Here is a 20676-nt window from a genome sequence, read left to right on the forward strand (position 1 = left end):
ACAAAGAATCAGGAACGGAGAGGGGGCAATTATGGCTTTTAAGTTTTATTTAATCCTGGGTAAACCAGTTTAAGCGATTAGGGTATAAATATAAATTCCTGCAAAAACCACTAATATGGCAAAACAGAAGAGGCTGAAAATTCTATAGGTTTTTCCAAGCCTATCGCCTGGAGGCATTTGGTTTCCGGTTACGATTTTATAGTTGAACCAGGCTATGACCGGGGCCGATAAAAAGGAAATTGCCGTCGCAAAGTCGATCAAGGCAGTAAAAGAAGTTCCGAAGAAATAGAGGATCAATAGCGCTAATAACGGGATCAGAAAAACATTGATCTTATAGTTTTTCCATCGTCTCTTTTTAGAATGATCATCTGTAATTTTGTTTTCAGCAAGGATTTCGGAGATCACTCTTGGGAAAGCATCGGTGACGGCCAGGGTAGTGGAGAACATCGCAATAAAGGCTGCTATTCCCACAACCGGTCTGCTCCAGTTGCCTAGCGTTTTTCCGTACATGTCTATCAGCTGACCAGAAAACTCTACGCCATTGCTTGAAAAACTGAGTCCGCTTCCAAACATTATCAAAGCTCCCATGAGCAGAAATAGTATTCCGATAAAGGCAGCTGCAAAAAAGCCAATATTAAAATCGGCAAACGCCTCTTTTACGCTGGTTCTTTTATTATTTCCTTCAGCTTTTTCCTTAGTCCAGATGGAATGCCATACCGAGGCGTCCAGGGGAATAGGCATCCATCCCATAAACGATATAATAAAGGCGATCCCTGCTTTATTCCAGATGTCTGGCGCAGGAAAGGAAATAGCATTTTCAAGCCTTCCGTCTCCAAAAGCAAAAATTACGGCAGACAATGTAGCGATGGCCAGAAGGCTAATAATGATTTTCATCGTTTTGTCTAATACGGAATATTTACCGATTAAAAGCAAGGCGATACAAATTCCCAGAACTATAAAGCTCCAGGTAAAAATGGACCAGCCCATGCTGAAAAGTACCTCTGCGAGCCCAGCAGAGACAATGGTTACGGCAGCCTGAATGATGAACATGGTTCCTACCGTGACCACAATAAAAATTCTATAGGGCCATTTCCCTAATTTTCTATACCCGGTAATTAAATGATCCCCGGTCGCCGCTGCATACCGAGGCCCGAATTCCAGAAAGGGATATTTGGTTGCACAAGCCAGGACGAGCACCCATATGAGAAGGAAACCATAATCTGCACCTGCACGGGTAGCTTGCACCAGATGAGAAACGCCAATAGCAGCACCGGCTAATAAAAATCCGGGGCCCATCGTTTTAAGAATGGATGTTTTTGAGGTTAAATTCTGACTCATATTTTTATCTAAAGTCTGATTCAATTTTATTTCAAAAGATTCTGAAACAAGTTCAGAATGACGAAAATTTTATCAGAATTGGGACAAATTAAGCAAATTTTGAGATCAATTCAGTGTTGACCTCATGGCCACCATTGAAAGTATGTATCTTTAGATTTTTTGGAAAAATTTTCTTTAGGCGGTCTTCTTCAACCTTCACCACTCCAGATCTTAAATATTCATCTTCAGTTCCGTAAATAAAATTAAAACTGGTATTCTCTAGAAATTCAAAATCCTCGGTTCTCAACTCCTGGGGCAACTTTCCTGAATGTAAAATGAGATTTTTGCATGGTATCATTCTCCGGGCAACAAACCTGCTCGCGACAGAAACTCCCTGGGAATAACCCATAATATTTAGATTTTCAACCTCGCGAAGATTTTCATTTTCATAAATAGCATCCAGATATTTGAGCATATTCTCTATTTCAAGTTCGGTATTTTCCCTGGTAAGCCATGAAGCTCCTACATGTTTATATTCACCATTCAGGTAATATTTGGATTGAGCCTGCGGAGCGATGATAAAATTTTCTTCAGGATCCAGATGTTTGAAATATTTCAAAAAGTACCTACTTAGATATCCAATTCCATGAAAAATCAACCAGACGCATTTCGTCCTGTGGGTGTATTGGTTCAGGGTGTTATAGGTATTAGTTATCTCGTAAGAAATTTGTTTTTCGTTCATCATGTTGCGGCTTTAATCAGCAATAATAAAAAAATACGGAAGATTTGACTCAGAAATCCTAACCGTGTGAAAACTATTTCTGCGGAAATCCAGAAAAAGACAGGCTCTTTAAAGCATTTTTACCATAAATGGGATGCTTTATATAAACTAAGGGTGAAAAGAAATAGGGGATAATACCCATACGATTAAGCTGAATCATTCAATAATTTTAGATCTTATTCAAATGCCCTTCCCCATTTTTTGAACAATCTGCTGCGCTATATTATTTGATCCCTATTCCCCCCTGATAATTCTTCGATCGAGTCTATAGATTAAAGAAGGATAAAGATTTTTTTATTAACCATTCAATTAAATTATTATGAAAAAAATTAGTATTCAAAGAATGCTGGTAGCATTTCTTGTTGCTCTCGTAGTTTCCTGTAGTAAAGACGACAAGGTAGCACCAGATGATCTGCAAAATCAAAATGTAGCCATGGTTCATCTTGGTCCGGTTTTAAATGAATTTACAAACCAGCAAAACAGGCAGTCTCTTGACGGTTTACCAGATTGTAGTGATGAAGCACCTGGGTTTGCACAAATTTCATTGACTTATGGAGATGATGATACACAAGTAGATGTGATAGTAGAGATTCTTGAAGATGAGAATGGGTTATTCACGGCCTATGATGAAGACCTTGAAATTCCCATTCCTAGCGGATCCAATACAGTATCTGTAACCCTGAATGAGTTTTTCGTTTGGACGAATGTTGATGATGCTCCCGGAGAAATTATCTGGGCAGCCCCTATGACCGGAAGCGATTATGCAGGATTTTCTGATACACCACTTCCATTTAGCTGGGAGCTTAGGGCAGGATCTAAGAATTATATTAATGTAGATGTTCTGTGTTTCGATGACAGGTTAGTGAATTTATACGGTTATCAGTTCTTCGATATTACTCCGGAAGTGATTTATGAGGTTTGTTTCTTCGCTAATTTTTGCTCAGATGAAGGAAGACACTACACTGCTAATTACAGCCTTGATATTTATTATGGTTCTTCGGCCAATGGAATTCCGCTTTACACTGGAGAAATTCCTGTAACTGGAGAAGATGGAGATTTCTATGCAGATCCACTTTGTCTTGCCATACCAGGACCTCAGAATGAAGAAGCAGATGACGCACCATATTTATACTATGAAGCTACATTATTAGATTGGGAAGATAATTATGGATCAGCCAGTGGAGAAATGATCAGTGGAACCTGGAGTTTTAACGATATTCAGGCACTATTGAATGAGGACGGTGAGACCTCAGAATACTTCCACGCTTTTTTTAATTGTGATGATAGCAACATACCGGTAGACTCTGACGGAGACGGTATTCCCGATGCAGATGATAACTGTCCTAACGTGGCCAATCCAGACCAGGAAGATTCAGATGATAATGGAGTAGGTGATGCCTGCGAACCTGGTAATGATGATGACGGCGATGGAGTTCCAAATGATGTAGATGAATGTCCAGATACAGATCCTGGTGTTGAAGTAGATGAAGTAGGTTGTGAGAGCATCCAGGTACCGGGTAGAGATATTGTTGTTTTAAATGATGCCAATATTTTCGATGAGAACTCCATGCAAGATCCTAATAATGTTCAATTTGTTAAAAATCTCGTGAATTTTACAACTACAGGTAGCAGAAACGATGGAAGAACTATAATGTTCGACCAGGGTAAAAATTCTGCCTGCCCTCAATGTGAGGGAATATGGGGAACAATGCGTAACGTGATCCAGGGTGAAGGCTTTTCCATCTTAGATGTTAGCTCAACAAATGGATCTTTAACAAGCATACCTGAAGATGTGAAGGTGATCATGCTGGTTATGCCTAATTATCATTATACTACTGAAGAGATCAATACCCTGAAAGCATTTGCTTCAGAAGGAGGAAGAATCATTTTCATGGGAGAACACGAACTTTATTATGGTGGAGGCATTGCCGTAGAAAATCAATTCCTGATTAATATGGGTGCCGTGCTACGAAATACAGGAGGTTATGTAGACTGCCTGGAGTTCAATGGTCAGCCACCAATCGTGATACCTTCTGAATCGATTAGAAGTCATCCCATCATGCAAGGTATAGACGGATTGTCGATCGCCTGCGCTTCCATTATTGAACCTGGAGAAGGAGACTTCGCTCTTTTCTATGACACGACAAACACTCACGTTCTTGGTGGTGTGGCCAAGATAGATACAACGCCAATAAGAAGTAGCGTTGAGATAACCAGTAGAAAATGGAGGACCTCCAGTAGTGCGACCCTTTCAGGAAATTAGATTTCCATTAAATTATAAACCAAACTTAAAAATAAAAAAGTCTCCTTCTGGAGGCTTTTTTTTGTATTCATGATGAAGGATAATCAATTAAAGGGATTTATTTTGTGCCAAAGAGTTATAAAAATTTGAGGGGAAGCCCCCATTCCAATTTAATAACCTATACAATAAATTTGCATATATCTTCGAAGATTTAGCCCTTCCCCAATCTGGTTGAATTGAATTTACTTCCTCCCTTATGGAACCCTTCAACCCTACAACTCCCCCTAATGATCTTTTATGCGTATTCCGGTTGAGAGGAATGCTGTAGTAGAGTTGTATAACCTATAACCAAATTAATTATGATTTTTTATTTAAAACGCATCGCTGTTTTGGTGATGTGCACACTATTATTTCACTCTTGTAGTAAAGAAGAAAATACTCCTGTAAGTGAAATTGATGACTCTGTTGGGATAATTTCATTAGGACCAATTCTTAATGATATGAACAACAGTGATGAATTCAGGCAGGCACTTGATGAATTGCCCTCCTGTTCAGATCAAAAAGCGGCATTTGCCGAGATATCCCTGGTGTATGGAGAAGGTGAAAAGCTAGTAGAATTAGTTGTTGAAATTCTTGAAGATGAAAATGGCCTTTTTACGGCCTATGATGAAGCTTTGGAAATTCCAATACCAGAAGGTGAAACCTCCGTTTCTGTTACTTTGAATGAGTTTTTAGTATGGTCTAATGATGGCGGTGCTCCAGGAGAAATCATCTGGGCAGCTCCAATGGCCGGTAGCGATTTTGAGGTTTTTTCGGAAAATCCACTTCCCTATACCTGGGATCTGAGAGCAGGTTCAAAAACCTATACAGAAATTGAAGTTTTATGTTTCGAAGACAGGCTGGTTAATCTATACGGTTATCAGTTCTTCGACATTAATCCGGAAGTGATTTACGAGGTTTGCTTCTTTGCAAACTTTTGTAGTGATTCTGGCAGGCATTATACGGCTAATTACAGCCTTGATATTTATTATGGCACCAATAATGAAGGAACTCCTCTATATTCCGGAGAAGTGCCTGTAACCGGAGAAGATGGTGAATTCTATGCAGATCCAATATGTCTGGCTATTCCCGGTCCGCAGAATGACGAAGCAGATGGCGATCCATATCTTTATTACGAAGCAACGCTTCTTGATTGGGAGGCTAATTACGGTTCAGCTAACGGACAAACAGTTTCCGGAACCTGGAGTTTGAATGATATTCAAAGTTTAATGAATGAAGATGGAGAGACTTCTGAATATTTCCATGCTTTTATTAATTGCGATGATGATGACGGCGGTGAGCCGGTAGATTCAGATGGAGACGGAGCAGATGATTCTCAGGACAATTGCCCGAATGAAGCAAATGCAGACCAGGCAGATACCGATGAAGATGGTGTTGGAGATGCCTGCGACAATTGCCCGGAAAATGCGAATCCTGACCAGGCAGATACTGATGAAGATGGAATAGGCGATGCCTGTGATGAACCATCAGATTCAGATGGAGATGGGACGGTTGACGCTGAAGATAATTGTCCGGATGTGGCTAACGAAGACCAGGCCGATACTGATGAAGATGGAGTTGGTGATGTTTGTGATAATTGTCCTGAAGTTGCGAACCCAGACCAGGCTGATACCGATGAAAATGGCGTTGGAGATGCATGCGAGGCAGTAGCACCGGATGGCGATGGTGATGGAACACCAGATGCAGACGACAATTGTCCGGATGAAGCAAATGAAGACCAGGCTGATGGCGATGAAGATGGAGTTGGTGATGTTTGTGATAATTGTCCTGAAGTTGCGAACCCAGACCAGGCTGATACCGATGAAAATGGCGTTGGAGATGTATGCGAGGCAGTAGCACCGGATGGCGATGGTGATGGAACACTAGATGCAGACGACAATTGTCCGGATGGAGCCAATGCAGACCAGGCTGATGCCGATGAAGATGGGGTTGGAGATGTTTGTGACAATTGTCCTGAAGACGCAAATCCAGATCAGGCTGATGGCGATGAAGATGGAGTTGGTGATGTATGCGAGGTAATAGCAACGGATGGCGATGGTGATGGAACACCAGATGCCGATGATAATTGTCCGGATGAAGCAAATCCCGGTCAAGTTGATACCGATGGTGACGGTGTTGGTAATACCTGCGATAATTGTCCAGATGAGGCCAATCCTAACCAGGAAGATTCCGATCAAGATGGAATAGGAGATGCCTGTGAAGTTAACAATCCTCCTGGGGATGGTGGAGATTTAATTAATGGTGAAAATCATTATGGTATAATTGAGACACCGAATGAACAGCATATTTGGACTTTTTCAGCTACTGAAGGGGACTTTATTCAGCTCAATATGAGCAATGTTTCAGGAGCTCTTGGACCGCAAATGCGGTTGTTAGGGCCTAATGGTGATGAAGTTGGATTTAGAGGTTCACACGGCGCATCAATAGGACTTGTCATTGAAGATTTACCAGAAACGGGGATTTACCGTGTTATTGCAGGTGATTACGGAGCTGACAATACGGGAGAATATTTTATCCAACTCGCTCATGCTCCAAAAACTTTTGAAGTTCCTGAAGGGGACGAGGGAGGCACAATATCTAATGGTGCAAACATTTATGGCAGTATAACTTCAGCAGATATGGATCAGTGGACTTTTATGGCAAATGAAGGAGATTTCATATTGCTAACTATGGCAAGGACAGCAGGAAACCTTGGCCCTCAAATTCGATTGCTTTCACCCTCAGGAGATATAATAGGCTTAAGAGGTTCACATGGTGAGACTACAGCTGTCACAGTCGAAGATGCTCCTATGAGTGGTGCCTACAGAATTATATTGAGTGATTATGGGGCTGATAATACCGGTGATTATGCAATTCGTCTTGCTCATGCTCCAGAAGATTTTGTGATTCCTGATGGAGATGAGGGCGGGGCAATGACCATTGGTACAAATCATGCCGGTAATTTACCTTTGAGTGATATTGATCAATGGACATTTACTGCTGCTGAAGGTGATTTTGTACAATTAACCATGGCTCGAATTTCGGGCAATTTTGGCCCACACATTCGATTAATTTCACCGACTGGTGATGTAGTGGGTTCCCGTGGTAGCCATGGTGAATCCACGGCGCTTGTTATTGATAATGTGCCGGAAAGTGGTACATATAGAGTTATTGTACACGATTATGGAGCAGATCATATAGGTGAATACTTACTCACTCTTATAAAATGATGAAATTTATCAACACTAATTAAATGTAGAACTGCCCAATATTGGGCAGTTTTTTTATTTGGAAATCTTAAAAATGTAAACGTTATATTTTCTCTGTCGTTTTGTATTTTTATGCTCTAACCAACCAATAAATAATGACGAAAGAAGAAATGCTCGAGCTTTCCAAAAAAGTATGTAAAAATACTTTGATGGAAACTCTAGAAATTGAATTCACTGAAATAGGCAAAGATTACTTGATCGCAAAAATGCCGGTTAATTCCAGGGTACATCAACCAGATGGAGTTTTACATGGTGGAGCCAGCGTGGCCCTGGCTGAAAGTGTGGGTAGTATGGCTAGTTATGTTTTTTTAAATACAGATGAATTCTTTGTTCGAGGAATTGAAATTTCTGCCAACCATTTAAAAAGTATCAGGGATGGATGGGTTTACGCTAAAGCCACTTTTATCCATAAAGGAAGAACTACTCAATTGTTTGAGATCAAGATAACCGATGAAGAAGAGAATTTGATCTCTATTGTGAAACTTACAACCATTGCTCTTCCAAAAGAAAGATAATGACCAACGCTGAAGAATTCTATAAAAAGCTGAGGGATCAGTTGCAGTCTGATTTTCCATTTGTGGCCTACCGAAAACCTGGAGAAATATTGGTAAAGGCTTTATTACAAGAAGAAAAAAAAACCTTTAAAATCGGGGATTATACCGAATGTGGATTCGCTTTTGCGCCTTTCGATGCTAATGCTTCGGTTTATTTAATCCCCTCGGAATATTCTGAATTTACACAATATCAACCTATTTCCAGAGAGGAGGAAGCTCTTGGCAATCCTTCAGTTTCAGCATTCGATTTTGAATTTTCGGAAATGGATCAGAAAGATCACGAAAGCCTGGTTCAGAAAGGAATAGACCATATTAGGGATGGAGAATTCAAGAAAGTAGTTCTGTCGCGGTCTGAAGAAGTCATGGTTCTCGATCCAGATCCACTTCAAATCTTTAAAAAGCTATTGGATAGATACCCTCAAGCGATGGTTTATTTATGGAGTCATCCGGAGACGGGAATCTGGCTTGGTGCAACACCTGAAACTTTACTGAAGGCAGAAAGAAACAAATTCCAAACTATGGCTCTGGCAGGAACCCAGGTATTTTCGGGGGAGACCGATGTAGAATGGGAAAGTAAAGAAGTTGAGGAACAACTTTTTGTTACCGATTTTATCCTGGAGAATCTTGAAAACCTCGAGAATGTAGAAAACATCAAGACCACCAGACCATATTCCGCAAGGGCAGGGAATCTACTACATATATGTACAGATATATTAGGAAATTTAAAGGATCCTGAAAATCTTGGCAGTTTAATTAAGACATTGCATCCAACTCCGGCAGTATGCGGATTACCAAGGGATAGTGCCTTGCGATTTATTATTCAGAATGAGAATCATTCCCGTGAATTCTATTCAGGTTTTATGGGAGAATTAAATATCAAAACAGAAAATAAACGAAGCTCTAACCGACGAAACCAGGAAAATCAGCAGTTCAAATCCATTACAAAACAAACCGAACTATACGTAAACCTAAGGTGTATGAAACTAAAGGACGGGAAGGCTAACATATTCGTAGGTGGCGGGATTACCAAGGATTCAAATGCAGCAGATGAGTGGATGGAAACGGTGAATAAATCCCAGACCATGAAATCTGTACTTGTTAAATAAGCACAAAAACCATGTATTAAATTGCCTGTAAATTGTAATTTTGGGCATCTATGAAGTACTCGAAAATCCCTGTTGCCCGCTCTGTGGTTGCTCTTTGCGTGGCCAAAGACATCAAACATGTTGTTATTTCTCCCGGATCCAGAAATGCTCCTCTAACTATAGGGTTCACCCATCATACCGATATTTCAGCTTATAGTATAGTAGATGAAAGGTGCGCTGCTTTTTTCGCCCTGGGAATGGCCCAGCAATTAAAGAAACCCGTTGCTTTAGTCTGTACTTCAGGTTCTGCCTTATTGAACTATTACCCGGCTATTGCTGAGGCTTTCTACAGTGATATTCCATTGGTGGTTATTTCGGCAGACAGGCCCATAGAACGTATAGATATTGGAGATGGACAGACCATCAGGCAGAAGAATGTCTTTGAGAATCATATTTTATATTCGGCGAACCTGTATTCAGAACTTGTATTAGAGCAGGAAACGAGTGATCCTAAGCTTCAGCAAAAGCAGTTCGAAGCGCAGAAACATAACGAAAGAGAAGTGAACCTGGCACTTAATAAAGCTATTGAAGAGAAGGGGCCAGTGCACATAAACGTACCTTTTTATGAGCCTTTATATGATACTATCGCAGACATAGATGTTAAACCCCTTCAAATTCTACCGGAGATAAGGGAAAGACATTATTCGGAAAATCAGCTGGCCAACTATGCCAGTGAATGGAACAGGGCAAAACGGAAAATGCTGATCGTTGGAGTTGCTCAACCAAATTTAGTAGAGCAACAATTTTTAGATAAACTGGCCAATGATCCGAGTGTGATTGTTTTAACTGAAACTACTTCGAATTTAGATCAGCCGGAATTTTTTACTAGGATCGATACACTTATCGGGCCCATTGAAAAAGATGAAAAGAAGGAGGATTTATTCAGGCAATTACAGCCGGATATTCTGCTCACCTTTGGAGGGATGATTGTTTCAAAGAAGATAAAAGCTTTTTTAAGAAATTATAATCCTCAGCATCACTGGCATATTGATCCTAAAAAGGCGTACAACACATTCTTCTGTTTGAATAAACATTTTGAAACCAATGTGAATGCATTCTTTTCAGAATTTTTCCCGTTAATAAAAAGTACTGAAAGTGATTATGGAAGCTTCTGGAAAGACATAAGGAATAAAAGACAGGTTAGGCATGAGGAATATATGGCTGAAATACCTTATTCAGATCTTAAGGCTATGCAACAAATTGTACCCGAGGTTCCTGAACACAGCATAGTTCATTTTGGAAATAGCTCCACCATAAGATATGCACAATTATTCCAATGGCACGAAAGCCTAAAAACCTTTTGCAATCGGGGAACCAGCGGGATTGATGGTAGTGTTTCAACTGCTGTGGGAGCTGCTGTGAGCAGTAAGGAACCAGTTCTATTGATCACCGGGGATCTGAGTTTTTTCTATGATAGCAATGCACTCTGGAATAACTATATACCTTCAAATTTCAGGATTATCGTTCTTAATAATAATGGTGGAGGTATTTTCAGAATATTACCCGGAAATAAGAATTCGGAAAATTTTGACCGCTACTTCGAAACGGTTCATGATTTAAAGGCCGAACCCCTCTGTAATTTATACAACTTTGAATATTATGCGGCAGATTCAGAGAATGCAATAAGTGAGAATTTGAATGGCTTCTTTAAAGAATCTGAAAGGCCAAAGCTGCTAGAGATCTTTACTCCTCGAAAATTGAATGATGAAGTACTACTTGAATATTTCAATTTTATGAAATCTTAAGCATAGTCTAACATTTGTTAAGACTCATTATTCTTATATTCCAGATCATTAACCACTAATAAATATAGAATTATGAGTAAACTTGATGAAAAAGTAGGACAGTACATAGATGACTTGAAATCTAAAGTAGGCGAATCTAACCCCGACATTGACCTGGTAAGGAAGATCGCGGAATCTATGGGTCCCAGCATTTATAATGCAGATGCTGAAACTGTGTCTTCTTCCAGTGAATCTGAGGTAGATACCGTAAAAAAGAATTTCGTGATGAAGAAACTTGGGGTAACCGATGAATCTAAAGTAAATGAGGCGGTTAACCAAGTGCTCGAGAAATATGGGAAATCCAACCGTAATAAATACAGAGTTGTAGTTTACTATTTGCTAACCAAGCACTTTGGAAAAGAAAGCCTTTATAAATAAGGACTTCAAAATTCAGAATTTCATCCGTTTTTGGGATATTCCCTTAAACGGATTTTTTTATTTATGATTAAACCTATCTTTGTAGGCTAAAGTTTTACAATATGATCCAGTTAGGAGAGTTTCATAATTTAATTATTATACGGGAATCAGATCACGGTATTTATCTGGAAAATGAAGAAGGTGATGAGGTTTTATTGCCAAACAAATATGTTCCGGAATCATGGATGGTGTACGATAAATTGGATGTTTTTGTTTACCTGGATCATGAGGAAAGACCGGTGGCTACTACTTTAAAACCGAAGATCAAAAGGGATCAGTTTGGAAATCTTACTTGTGTTGAAGTAAATAAATTCGGGGCCTTCCTGGATTGGGGACTTGAAAAGCACCTTTTTGTGCCATTTAAAGAACAGGTAATTCCCATGAAAAAAGGAGAGGAATACCTTGTTTTTTGTTACCTGGATCTGGAAACCGAAAGGCTGGCTGCATCCTCCAAAGTTCATTCTTTTCTTGACAATGAAGAACTCACAGTTAAGCCTTTTGAAGAGGTGGATTTGTTGGTTAGCAACGAAACCGAACTTGGTTTTAATGTAATAATCAACCAATTGCATCTGGGGCTTATCTATCATGATGATGTTTTTAAACCATTGCAAATTGGAGATTCTCTTAAAGGTTTTATTAAAAAGATCAGGGAGGACCATAAAATAGATGTAAGCCTGCAAAGACCTGGCTACAGGAGTATTGAGCCGAACGCGCAGAAGATACTTGATCGACTGAAAATGGCAGGTGGTTTTATGGATATTTCAGACAAGTCTAATCCGGAAGAGATCAAGAACAGACTACAAATGAGTAAGAAAAGCTTTAAGAAAGCGGCTGGAAATCTATATAAACAGAGGCTGATCGATATTAAACCAGACGGGATTCACCTGAAGGATTAATAATTAAATCGGTAAGGAGAATATCTCCTGTAGTTTAATCTACTCTGGTTGTAGGGGCTTGAAAAATAAGGATTCATGAAGTTGTCATTCGGATCCCTGGTTTCAAAATCTCCTGAAATTTCAAATATCTTTTTCTCTTTTTTTCTTTGAGGTAGTGGTGAACCTAGATCAATTTTTCGTTCAATCTTATTACGGTTGGTTTTGTCTATAACAGCGAGCATATCTACCTGATCTTTTTGTATGTCAGGTCTTAAGTGTAAGAAGGAACCATCAGGTAGGTTGAAATTAGATTCGGTTTGCCAACTAAAACCGATCTCTCTCCATGAATTTTCAATACTTCGATTGCTGATTTCAAAATCCTCCTTGTCCCAGTATTCCTGAGCCTGGGTAAAATACCCGCACATTAAGAATATAAGAAGTAACCGAAGTTTCATTTAAGGCTTTTATTATAAGACATCAAAAACAATGCAAACCTAAATATTTTTCCTTTTTAATTTAAGAAATTCTGCAAAAAGAGGTGGTGCCTGGGTTTAATAGATTCAGAAAAAGTCTATTTTAGTGATTAATTATTCAAACCAATCCAACTATCATTATGCAAAAAATCACATTTACCCTCTGTTTATTATTTATCGGTTTAAGTTCTTTTGGGCAGGAAGCTAACAGTATTGAAGCTAAGGCAGTAAAGTTAATTGAATTAACCGCAGGCCAGCAATTTGAAATAATGACCGAACCAATCGTGGAAATGGTTCCTGAAGAGAACAGGGAGGCCTTTAAAAAAGAACTTGCTGAAAGCAGAGGAGGTTTATATAAAAAATTAGCTAGCGTTTACATTGAAAATTTCACTGAACAGGAGTTGGATGAGATCCTTGCATTTTATGCAACACCGATAGGTGAGAAAATGATCAAGGTTACTCCGGAACTTACAAAAAAAGGAATGGAAATTGGTCAGGCCTGGGGAGCAGAACTTCAGCCATTAATGGCAAAATATTTACAATAGTATTCACAACTTAAGCACAAGTCTGTAAGATCTACTTACAGGCTTTTTTTATTCAGCTTTCTGAAATGAACGGAAAGCTCTATTTTTACCTTAAAATTATTATCATGTCTAAAATTGACTGGAAAACAGCAAAGGAATACGAAGATATTACCTATAAAAAGTATAACGGCGTAGCAAGGATCGCCTTTAATCGGCCAGATGTTAGAAATGCCTTCAGGCCAAAAACCACATCCGAATTACTGGATGCATTTCATGATGCACATGAGGATACTTCTATTGGAGCAGTGCTTCTTTCTGCAGAAGGCCCTTCAACTAAAGATGGAAAATGGGCATTTTGCAGTGGGGGAGATCAAAAGGCAAGAGGTCACCAGGGGTATGTAGGAGAAGACGGATACCATAGGTTAAATATCCTGGAGGTCCAAAGGCTTATTAGGTTTATGCCCAAAGCAGTAATTTGTGTAGTTCCTGGTTGGGCAGTTGGTGGCGGACATAGCCTTCATGTAGTATGTGATCTTACCCTGGCCAGTAAAGAACACGCTATTTTTAAACAAACCGACGCTGATGTTACTAGTTTCGATGCAGGTTATGGCTCGGCTTATCTCGCAAAAATGGTAGGGCAGAAGAAAGCGAGGGAGATCTTCTTTTTGGGTAGAAATTATTCAGCCCAGGAAGCTTATGAAATGGGCATGGTAAACGCAGTGATCCCACATGATGAGCTTGAAGATACTGCCTATGAATGGGCACAGGAGATCCTGGCTAAATCTCCAACTTCTATAAAAATGCTGAAATTCGCTATGAACCTTACCGATGACGGAATGGTGGGGCAGCAGGTTTTTGCCGGAGAGGTTACCCGGCTTGCTTATATGACCGATGAAGCTAAAGAAGGCAGGGATGCATTTCTGGAGAAAAGAAAGCCGAATTTTGAAAAAAAATGGATTCCATAAATCGGAATCATCAAAATTTACCTGGAATTATTATTAAACGGTTAAGTGTAAAAAAAATATTGCTTTTTATCAAGATACTTCTATCTTTAACTTTTAAAATTCAGATTCTTACTGGTTTTTATCATTAGAAAAAAGGGAATTCGGTTTAGTTAAACCAGGCCCTGGCCCGTAATGATTCATTCAAATAAATGAACCTGGTATGAAAAAGATCCTGTCTCTTCTATTATTGATCGTATGTATTTCCTGTTCCGATGATTCATCTGAAATCGTTACGGAAGAAAATACAGTTGAAAATTCGGATTTGGTTGAAGATAAAGAAGAAGATGTGGGAGATGAAACTGCCGGGGAGGAGACCGATGAAGAAGATCAGGAAGATGAACAAGAAGCAGAGATCGAGGTAGATCTTCCTCAAAAGTGGAATTTGTTCAAATATATATGTTGTGCGTCTACAGAAACTTCAGGCGACGATCTGAATTACAGGTGGCCTATTCCTTTAATAAGGATAAAAGCTTTGAAAGGGTTTTTATTAATTCTGGTGATACAATTGTTGGAGTAGGAGATTTCAAAGTGGTCGAATCAGATAATGGGGAGCCGGTTTATAAATTACAATTTGATGAATTTGATCATTCCATACATAGCTGTACTTCAAGAACAGAAGAGAGCCTATATATTTCTGAAGAGAATGATGATGTACTGATCAACGATATCAGGGCGTGTGATGGCCCGGCATACTTTTATGAACAATAGTTTTAAACAAGAATGAATAAAAAAAGCCATGATCCAGATCATGGCTTTTTCTTTAAAACACTTTATTTATCTCAATTTTGGATACTTTCCTGGATTAGATTCATGCATAATGGCATAAACCTTTTCATAAATATCTTCGGCCGAGGGTTTTGAAAAATAATCTCCATCTGTACCATAAGCAGGTCTATGTTCCTTAGCGGTTAATGTTTGAGGTTTGCTATCTAGATACCTGTATGCATTTTGTTCGTCAAGGATCTTTTGCAGGATATATGCAGAAGCTCCTCCGGGAACGTCCTCATCGATAACAAGAAGTCTGCTGGTCTTTTCAACACTCTTTACTATATCCTGATTCAGATCGAAAGGTAATAGAGACTGTACATCGATCACTTCAGCGTGTATATCAACTTCCTGAAGTTCCTTAGCTACTTCCTCTACAATTCTTAAGGTAGAGCCGTATGAAACCAGAGTTATATCATCACCTTCCTGAACGGTTTCAGTTACACCTATAGGCGTTTTTAACTCACCCAGGTTATTCGGTAATTTTTCTTTCAATCTATATCCATTCAAACACTCAATTACCAGAGCTGGAGTATCAAGATCTAGTAAGGTATTATAGAATCCTGCAGCCTTGGTCATATTTCTTGGCACAAGAACATACATTCCCCTAAGCAGGTTTAGGAAACCTCCCATTTGAGAACCACTATGCCAGATACCTTCAAGGCGGTGTCCCCTGGTTCTAACTATTAGCGGTGCTTTTTGCTTTCCTTTTGTGCGGTAATGAACTGTAGCAAGATCATCACTTAGCCCCTGAAGGCAATACATCACATAGTCAAGATACTGGATCTCGGCAATAGGTCTTAAACCTCTCATGGCCATACCTATTCCCTGACCTAGGATGGTTGCTTCCCTGATCCCTGCATCTGAAACTCTGAATTGACCATATTTTTTCTGAAGGCCTTCCAGTCCCTGGTTAACATCACCAATTTCACCTGAATCTTCCCCGAAGATCAATGTTTCCGGTCTGCTATTGAAAATATTATCAAAATTGTCCCTAAGAATGATCCGCGCATCTACCTCTTCAGTTTCTTCATCATAGGTAGGTAATACTTCTATCTTAGTGTCTTCCTCTTTATAAAGATATGCAGCGTAGTCTTCGTAAGCCTGTTCTGCAAATTTATCTAGCCATGCTATCAGAGTATTTTTTTCAGAAGTTTCTTCACCTATAAGATGTCTAAGACACTTTCGGGCCGCAGAAACTAAGTCCTTCTTTAAAGGTTCCTTATTTCCACTTATCTCTTTCCTGATAGATTTGATGAAGTTTGAATTAGGGCTAGAGTTTGCAACGTTATCCAGTATCTTTACAAGTTCTTTCTTTTTTTCTAAGGTAGGCTGAAGATAAGCTGTCCAGGCATTGTGTTTTGCTTTTCTAACTTCTTTCTTGATATCTTTTTCAAGATCGTCAAGCTGATCAGCCGAAGCAAAATCGTTTTCTATTATCCATTGCCTGAACTTTAGATTACAATCGTTCTCTTTTTCCCAGGTAAGTCTTTCTTCAGATTTATATCTCTCATGAGAACCTGAAGTTGAATGGCCCTGCGGCTGGGTTAGCTCAATAACATGTATAAGAACGGGGCAATGTTCAGTACGAGCGATGGCCGAGGCTTTTTCATAAGTATCTACAAGCTTAGGATAATCCCATCCCTCTACTATAAGGATCTCATATCCATCATTATCTTCATCTCTTTGAAATCCTTTAAGAATCTCAGAAATATTTTCCTTTGTAGTTTGATGTTTTGCGTGTACAGAAATTCCGTATTCATCATCCCATACATTAATTACCATAGGAACCTGTAATACTCCTGCAGCATTGATGGTTTCCCAGAAATGTCCTTCACTGGTACTTGCATTTCCTATGGTTCCCCAGGCAACTTCATTTCCTTTATCTGAAAACTTTTTTGCCTCGATTCCATCAACATTTCTATATATCTTAGAAGCCTGTGCCAATCCTAATAGTCGGGGCATTTGTCCGGCAGTAGGGGAGATGTCTGAACTGGAGTTCTTCTGCTCCATCAGGTTTTTCCAATCTCCGTTTTCATCAAGACTGTGGGTCATAAAGTGACCGCCCATCTGGCGACCTGCAGACATCGGTTCGTTCTCAATATTTGTATCAGCATAAAGGCCGGCAAAGAATTGCTCAGCTGTAAGTTCATTAATAGCCATCATGAAGGTCTGGTCTCTATAATATCCAGATCTAAAGTCTCCATTTTTAAAGGCTTTTGCCATGGCTAACTGTGGTACTTCCTTTCCGTCTCCAAATATCCCGAACTTCGCTTTCCCGGTAAGTACTTCCCTTCGTCCTAAAAGACTGCATTCCCTGCTGGTGACAGCAGTTCTGTAATCTTCAAGTACTTGAGACTTGAATTCATCAAATGAAATTGAATTTTCAGTTTGTGTTTCGCTTTGCATGAACATGTTTTTGAATGGTAACAAATGTAGCGAAAAGTATCATTAAATACAATTCAAATTTTTAAGCAAAAACTGATAATAATGTAATTTTAACCTTTAATTGTTATTTATTCGAGAATTTAAGTCTGTTGTATTATGAATTTGTTGATAATATCGAAATTGAGGTAAGGATAATTTAAATATCAGTTAATCAGTATTAATACCAACGCCTGGTGAATAATCTTATAAGGGTATTTATATCCAGGGCTACGATAAATCTTATCTTCTGGTCATAATTTGGATCGTCAAGTTCCCATCCCAGGCTGGAATATACCGGGAAGAAAAGTTCAAAATAATCCTGGACTAAACTAACCCTAATCCCTGAATCGAATAAAAGTTTACCGTTATCACCTTCGTTCGTAACTATTCCCACATCTCCATAGGCATGGATCCATTTCCAGATATTAGTACTTGCATTTGCCGAAATAAGCCATTCATTGGCGAATTCTGGCTGCAGTTGAGATTTAAAACCACCTTCAGCCACAATTATCTGCTGGCTGAATAGTCCGCTTCCCTGGCTGCGACCATAATAATTATAATCGAACAGGTAATCTGTAGGTCTGTCCAGGGCAAAGCTGAAATAGTCATTATCCTTGGCATCATTATAAAGGAATATCCCGGAAAAGAACCTCAGGTTGATCTGCCTGTTATTTTTGAAAAGCTTACGATACTCGGCAGTGAAGGAAACCTTGCTGAATTTATCTGATAACTGATAATCGAAAGAAGCGGTTAGATGTTTTAGGAAATTTGGATTGCTGTAGCTGTATTTTACATTGAAGACATTATAGTCGGGTTCCAGTAATGGATCTACCGGATTTTGATCACGTCTTACGTTAACATTACGTATTACCAGCCTCTGGCGTTCATTGCTTCTTAAATATGAGTTTCGGAAGGAAAAGATCAGGAATGGACTGAACTTTTCATAAAAAAGGTCATACCCATAGGAAAATCTTGATCCTCCAATTCCATAAAATATATTGTATAATTCCTTGTTTTCGAATTGATGTGAATTGAAAATAGAGGCAGACCCTACCAGGGTTTTACTGTTAAAGCCATATTTTGGAGAAAGAGCAAAATTAAAGGTTCTGCTAAGAATGGTTTTATTATAAAGTTTTGGACCAATAGAAACTCCATCATACAGGTTATACTCAAATTCAGGCATAAAGAATATCTGGTGATATCTTGGATCTTCCACGTCCTGAAATAGCCGGAATTGAATAGGTTTATCTAATAATTTTGATACTCCTTTATAATTGTTCCGTTGATTGAACTCCGGAATTTCCTGGTTATAATTTAAAGCAAGCCTTTCAAAATCATCGTTTGGAATGGTAACAGTGGCGGTATCCCGTACATTTTCCACCCAGGTCTTGTAAACAACTTCCTTATCCTTTATACCATAAAGACTTACAGGCATTGAGTTATTTCGTAAATTCTGGATTGTAACCTTTAGAGAGTCTTTGCCTTTTTCCAGATCCTTTATTCGGAAATCGATCTTATTGTTGGTGCCTACATAATCCTCAAAGAACCAGCTAATATCCTTGGATGCATTTTTTTGAAGAACCTCTTTAAAATCCTCATCGGTAACTTTTTTAAGATTGTATTTTGAGTAAAATTCTGAAACAGATTCCTGAACTGATTCATCGCCAAGAAAGCTTTCGAGGTATTTTATTCCGGCGCCAGCCTTGTATGCATTGGCGATATTCTTATTAAATTTCACCAAGGAATCCTGACTGGTAGTAAGTGGCTGGTCCAGGTTAAGTCTGGCCATATTCATATAAAGGAACTGGTATTGATCATTAAACTCAAGATCAGCAGCATGGAACCAACGAATTCCTATGATCTTACTCAGATTCCCAAGAAGTTTCATATTAGGATAGTAGGTGTCTACGTAATCCATCATCAAGGACACCATAATGGCATCGGTCACCCATTTTTCCTTTCGGGGATTGATGAAAATGGTATTCTGAAGATAATTGCTGGTGATGGTTTTAAATAATTTAATGTCGTATTGAAAACCATCTGGGAAAGGTCTAATAAAACTTGGAAGCTGGTTGAGACCATAGATCGGGCTTTTCAGGTAATCTTCCTGGGTTACAAAAATGTTCTCGTGCGGGTAAATGCCTAACCTTTCATTCAGGAAGTTTACGCTACGTTCTATAAGGGTGTTTTTAATATCGAAATTGATATCTTCATCTTCAATATTTGTTATAACCTGATTCGAATTTGCGCTTAAAGATTCGAAGATATAAGACCTGGTGAGGTACATTTTACTTTCTACGCGGTGGTTCCCCCTAAAATTAATGGTTTTATACCCCTGTCTGGTTTGAGTTTGCACAAGGTTCAATCCAGATGCTGCATAATAGGCTGTAGGAACATCAATAGATATATCAATTTTGTAAGGCTCTACATATTGCAATCCAAGATCCTTATGGCTATATAGCTTCCAGCCATTGTCAAGCGGGGCTGGAGTCATGTACCAATACCTTAATTTATAATTGCCAAGATCATCTCTTCCAAACCGGGTAAACTTATCATCGGGAATTCTCAGGTCGTATTGAAGATCTAGCGTGATAGAGTCACCCGGTGCCAGCGGTTCTTCCAGGTTAAGTCTCAGGAGGTCCACTACTTCGCCTGGTCGGTCCCAGGCAATCTGGTTGCCATCTTCATTTTTTATCGAATGTATAGTGGTGCGACCTCTTTCTTCATCTTTAGCAAAATGAAAGCGCCTGGCAAAATCTTCAGCAAAACGTTTTGCCAATGCCGAAGATTTAGAGCTGAAAGCATTATTCCAGTCATTAAGATAGATACTTACTAAATCCCTGTTTTCAGTATTTATCAGTTTGATTTTCTGATCGATGGAAATAATGCGTGTGCTGTCGTTAAGACGCGCTTTCACACCGATGACATTCTGAGCAGAAAGACATCCCGAATAAATAAGAAGTATCAGGAAAAACTGAAGGTGTCTCAATTAGTAATAGATTTAGAACCGAATAGCAATTAGGGCTAAATATAGTCAATCTTTGAAACCTTCAACAGGCC

At 39.1% G+C, this 20676-nt stretch carries 16 protein-coding genes; 11 read left to right on the forward strand and 5 right to left on the reverse strand.

Features of this window, described 5'->3' with window-relative positions:
• Nucleotides 1–69 precede the first annotated feature (69 nt).
• Together ML462_RS11220 and ML462_RS11225 are read right to left on the reverse strand one after the other, a co-directional pair.
• Complete coding sequence (locus ML462_RS11220) at nt 70–1338, reverse strand: Nramp family divalent metal transporter (RefSeq protein WP_240713910.1); 1269 nt, start codon at nt 1336–1338, stop codon at nt 70–72.
• An 88-nt stretch (nt 1339–1426) separates the two neighbouring features.
• Nucleotides 1427–2062 (reverse strand): alpha/beta hydrolase, encoded by a 636-nt coding sequence (locus ML462_RS11225; RefSeq protein ID WP_240713911.1) that lies wholly within the window; start codon nt 2060–2062, stop codon nt 1427–1429.
• Between the two features lie 355 nt (nt 2063–2417).
• On the opposite strand from ML462_RS11225, the gene ML462_RS11230 reads away from it, so the two are divergent.
• The 7 genes from ML462_RS11230 (at nt 2418) to ML462_RS11260 (ending at nt 12444) form a co-directional block, all read left to right on the forward strand.
• Nucleotides 2418–4361 carry a thrombospondin type 3 repeat-containing protein gene (locus ML462_RS11230; protein ID WP_240713912.1) on the forward strand — a complete coding sequence of 648 codons (1944 nt, stop codon included), beginning with the start codon at nt 2418–2420 and terminating at the stop codon, nt 4359–4361.
• 338 nt (nt 4362–4699) lie between these two features.
• The gene (locus ML462_RS16185) at nt 4700–7609 is read left to right on the forward strand and encodes a thrombospondin type 3 repeat-containing protein (RefSeq protein WP_423738477.1); all 2910 of its coding nucleotides are present in this window, start codon (nt 4700–4702) and stop codon (nt 7607–7609) included.
• Between the two features lie 134 nt (nt 7610–7743).
• Nucleotides 7744–8163: a PaaI family thioesterase gene (locus tag ML462_RS11240; protein ID WP_240713913.1), complete on the forward strand. Its 420-nt coding sequence runs from the start codon at nt 7744–7746 to the stop codon at nt 8161–8163.
• Nucleotides 8163–9308, forward strand: a complete 1146-nt coding sequence (locus tag ML462_RS11245; protein ID WP_240713914.1) for a chorismate-binding protein — start codon at nt 8163–8165, stop codon at nt 9306–9308. The genes ML462_RS11240 and ML462_RS11245 overlap by 1 nt, the downstream gene beginning before the upstream one ends.
• 50 nt (nt 9309–9358) lie before the next feature.
• Entirely contained in the window at nt 9359–11092 is a 1734-nt protein-coding gene (gene menD / locus ML462_RS11250) for a 2-succinyl-5-enolpyruvyl-6-hydroxy-3-cyclohexene-1-carboxylic-acid synthase (RefSeq protein ID WP_240713915.1), read from the forward strand.
• Nucleotides 11093–11164: 72 nt separating this feature from the next.
• Complete coding sequence (locus ML462_RS11255; RefSeq protein WP_240713916.1) at nt 11165–11509, forward strand: DUF2853 family protein; 345 nt, start codon at nt 11165–11167, stop codon at nt 11507–11509.
• Between the two features lie 101 nt (nt 11510–11610).
• The gene (locus ML462_RS11260) at nt 11611–12444 is read left to right on the forward strand and encodes a CvfB family protein (protein WP_240713917.1); all 834 of its coding nucleotides are present in this window, start codon (nt 11611–11613) and stop codon (nt 12442–12444) included.
• Here ML462_RS11260 and ML462_RS11265 read toward each other — a convergent pair.
• On the reverse strand, nt 12441–12878 hold the full coding sequence (locus ML462_RS11265; RefSeq protein WP_240713918.1) for a hypothetical protein: 438 nt from the start codon (nt 12876–12878) through the stop codon (nt 12441–12443). The genes ML462_RS11260 and ML462_RS11265 overlap by 4 nt on opposite strands.
• Before the next feature lie 158 nt (nt 12879–13036).
• Between ML462_RS11265 and ML462_RS11270 the strand changes: the two genes are divergently transcribed.
• The 4 genes from ML462_RS11270 to ML462_RS11285 all read left to right on the forward strand — a co-directional run bounded on the left by ML462_RS11270 (nt 13037) and on the right by ML462_RS11285 (nt 15132).
• On the forward strand, nt 13037–13441 hold the full coding sequence (locus tag ML462_RS11270; RefSeq protein ID WP_240713919.1) for a DUF2059 domain-containing protein: 405 nt from the start codon (nt 13037–13039) through the stop codon (nt 13439–13441).
• Between the two features lie 104 nt (nt 13442–13545).
• Complete coding sequence (locus ML462_RS11275; protein WP_240713920.1) at nt 13546–14385, forward strand: 1,4-dihydroxy-2-naphthoyl-CoA synthase; 840 nt, start codon at nt 13546–13548, stop codon at nt 14383–14385.
• 199 nt (nt 14386–14584) lie between these two features.
• Nucleotides 14585–14941, forward strand: a complete 357-nt coding sequence (locus ML462_RS11280) for a hypothetical protein (RefSeq protein ID WP_240713921.1) — start codon at nt 14585–14587, stop codon at nt 14939–14941.
• Nucleotides 14942–14952: 11 nt separating this feature from the next.
• On the forward strand, nt 14953–15132 hold the full coding sequence (locus tag ML462_RS11285; RefSeq protein WP_240713922.1) for a hypothetical protein: 180 nt from the start codon (nt 14953–14955) through the stop codon (nt 15130–15132).
• 66 nt (nt 15133–15198) lie between these two features.
• Here the strand turns inward: ML462_RS11285 and ML462_RS11290 are convergent, their stop codons facing one another.
• Together ML462_RS11290 and ML462_RS11295 are read right to left on the reverse strand one after the other, a co-directional pair.
• Nucleotides 15199–17598, reverse strand: coding sequence for an alpha-ketoacid dehydrogenase subunit alpha/beta (locus ML462_RS11290; RefSeq protein WP_240713923.1), 2400 nt, complete (start codon nt 17596–17598; stop codon nt 15199–15201).
• 196 nt (nt 17599–17794) lie between these two features.
• Complete coding sequence (locus ML462_RS11295; protein ID WP_240713924.1) at nt 17795–20605, reverse strand: gluzincin family metallopeptidase; 2811 nt, start codon at nt 20603–20605, stop codon at nt 17795–17797.
• Nucleotides 20606–20676 lie beyond the last annotated feature (71 nt).

It is taken from the genome of Christiangramia lutea, assembly GCF_022489035.1.
GTDB classification, from domain to species: domain Bacteria; phylum Bacteroidota; class Bacteroidia; order Flavobacteriales; family Flavobacteriaceae; genus Christiangramia; species Christiangramia lutea.

Excerpts from the sequence above, each read along its gene's own strand:
- ML462_RS11220 (WP_240713910.1), bottom strand. The coding sequence starts at position 1,338 with ATGAGTCAGAATTTAACCTCAAAAACATCCATTCTTAAAACGATGGGC.
- ML462_RS11225 (WP_240713911.1), bottom strand. The coding sequence starts at position 2,062 with ATGATGAACGAAAAACAAATTTCTTACGAGATAACTAATACCTATAAC.
- ML462_RS11230 (WP_240713912.1), top strand. The coding sequence starts at position 2,418 with ATGAAAAAAATTAGTATTCAAAGAATGCTGGTAGCATTTCTTGTTGCT.
- ML462_RS16185 (WP_423738477.1), top strand. The coding sequence starts at position 4,700 with ATGATTTTTTATTTAAAACGCATCGCTGTTTTGGTGATGTGCACACTA.
- ML462_RS11240 (WP_240713913.1), top strand. The coding sequence starts at position 7,744 with ATGACGAAAGAAGAAATGCTCGAGCTTTCCAAAAAAGTATGTAAAAAT.
- ML462_RS11245 (WP_240713914.1), top strand. The coding sequence starts at position 8,163 with ATGACCAACGCTGAAGAATTCTATAAAAAGCTGAGGGATCAGTTGCAG.
- menD (WP_240713915.1), top strand. The coding sequence starts at position 9,359 with ATGAAGTACTCGAAAATCCCTGTTGCCCGCTCTGTGGTTGCTCTTTGC.
- ML462_RS11255 (WP_240713916.1), top strand. The coding sequence starts at position 11,165 with ATGAGTAAACTTGATGAAAAAGTAGGACAGTACATAGATGACTTGAAA.
- ML462_RS11260 (WP_240713917.1), top strand. The coding sequence starts at position 11,611 with ATGATCCAGTTAGGAGAGTTTCATAATTTAATTATTATACGGGAATCA.
- ML462_RS11265 (WP_240713918.1), bottom strand. The coding sequence starts at position 12,878 with ATGAAACTTCGGTTACTTCTTATATTCTTAATGTGCGGGTATTTTACC.
- ML462_RS11270 (WP_240713919.1), top strand. The coding sequence starts at position 13,037 with ATGCAAAAAATCACATTTACCCTCTGTTTATTATTTATCGGTTTAAGT.
- ML462_RS11275 (WP_240713920.1), top strand. The coding sequence starts at position 13,546 with ATGTCTAAAATTGACTGGAAAACAGCAAAGGAATACGAAGATATTACC.
- ML462_RS11280 (WP_240713921.1), top strand. The coding sequence starts at position 14,585 with ATGAAAAAGATCCTGTCTCTTCTATTATTGATCGTATGTATTTCCTGT.
- ML462_RS11290 (WP_240713923.1), bottom strand. The coding sequence starts at position 17,598 with ATGCAAAGCGAAACACAAACTGAAAATTCAATTTCATTTGATGAATTC.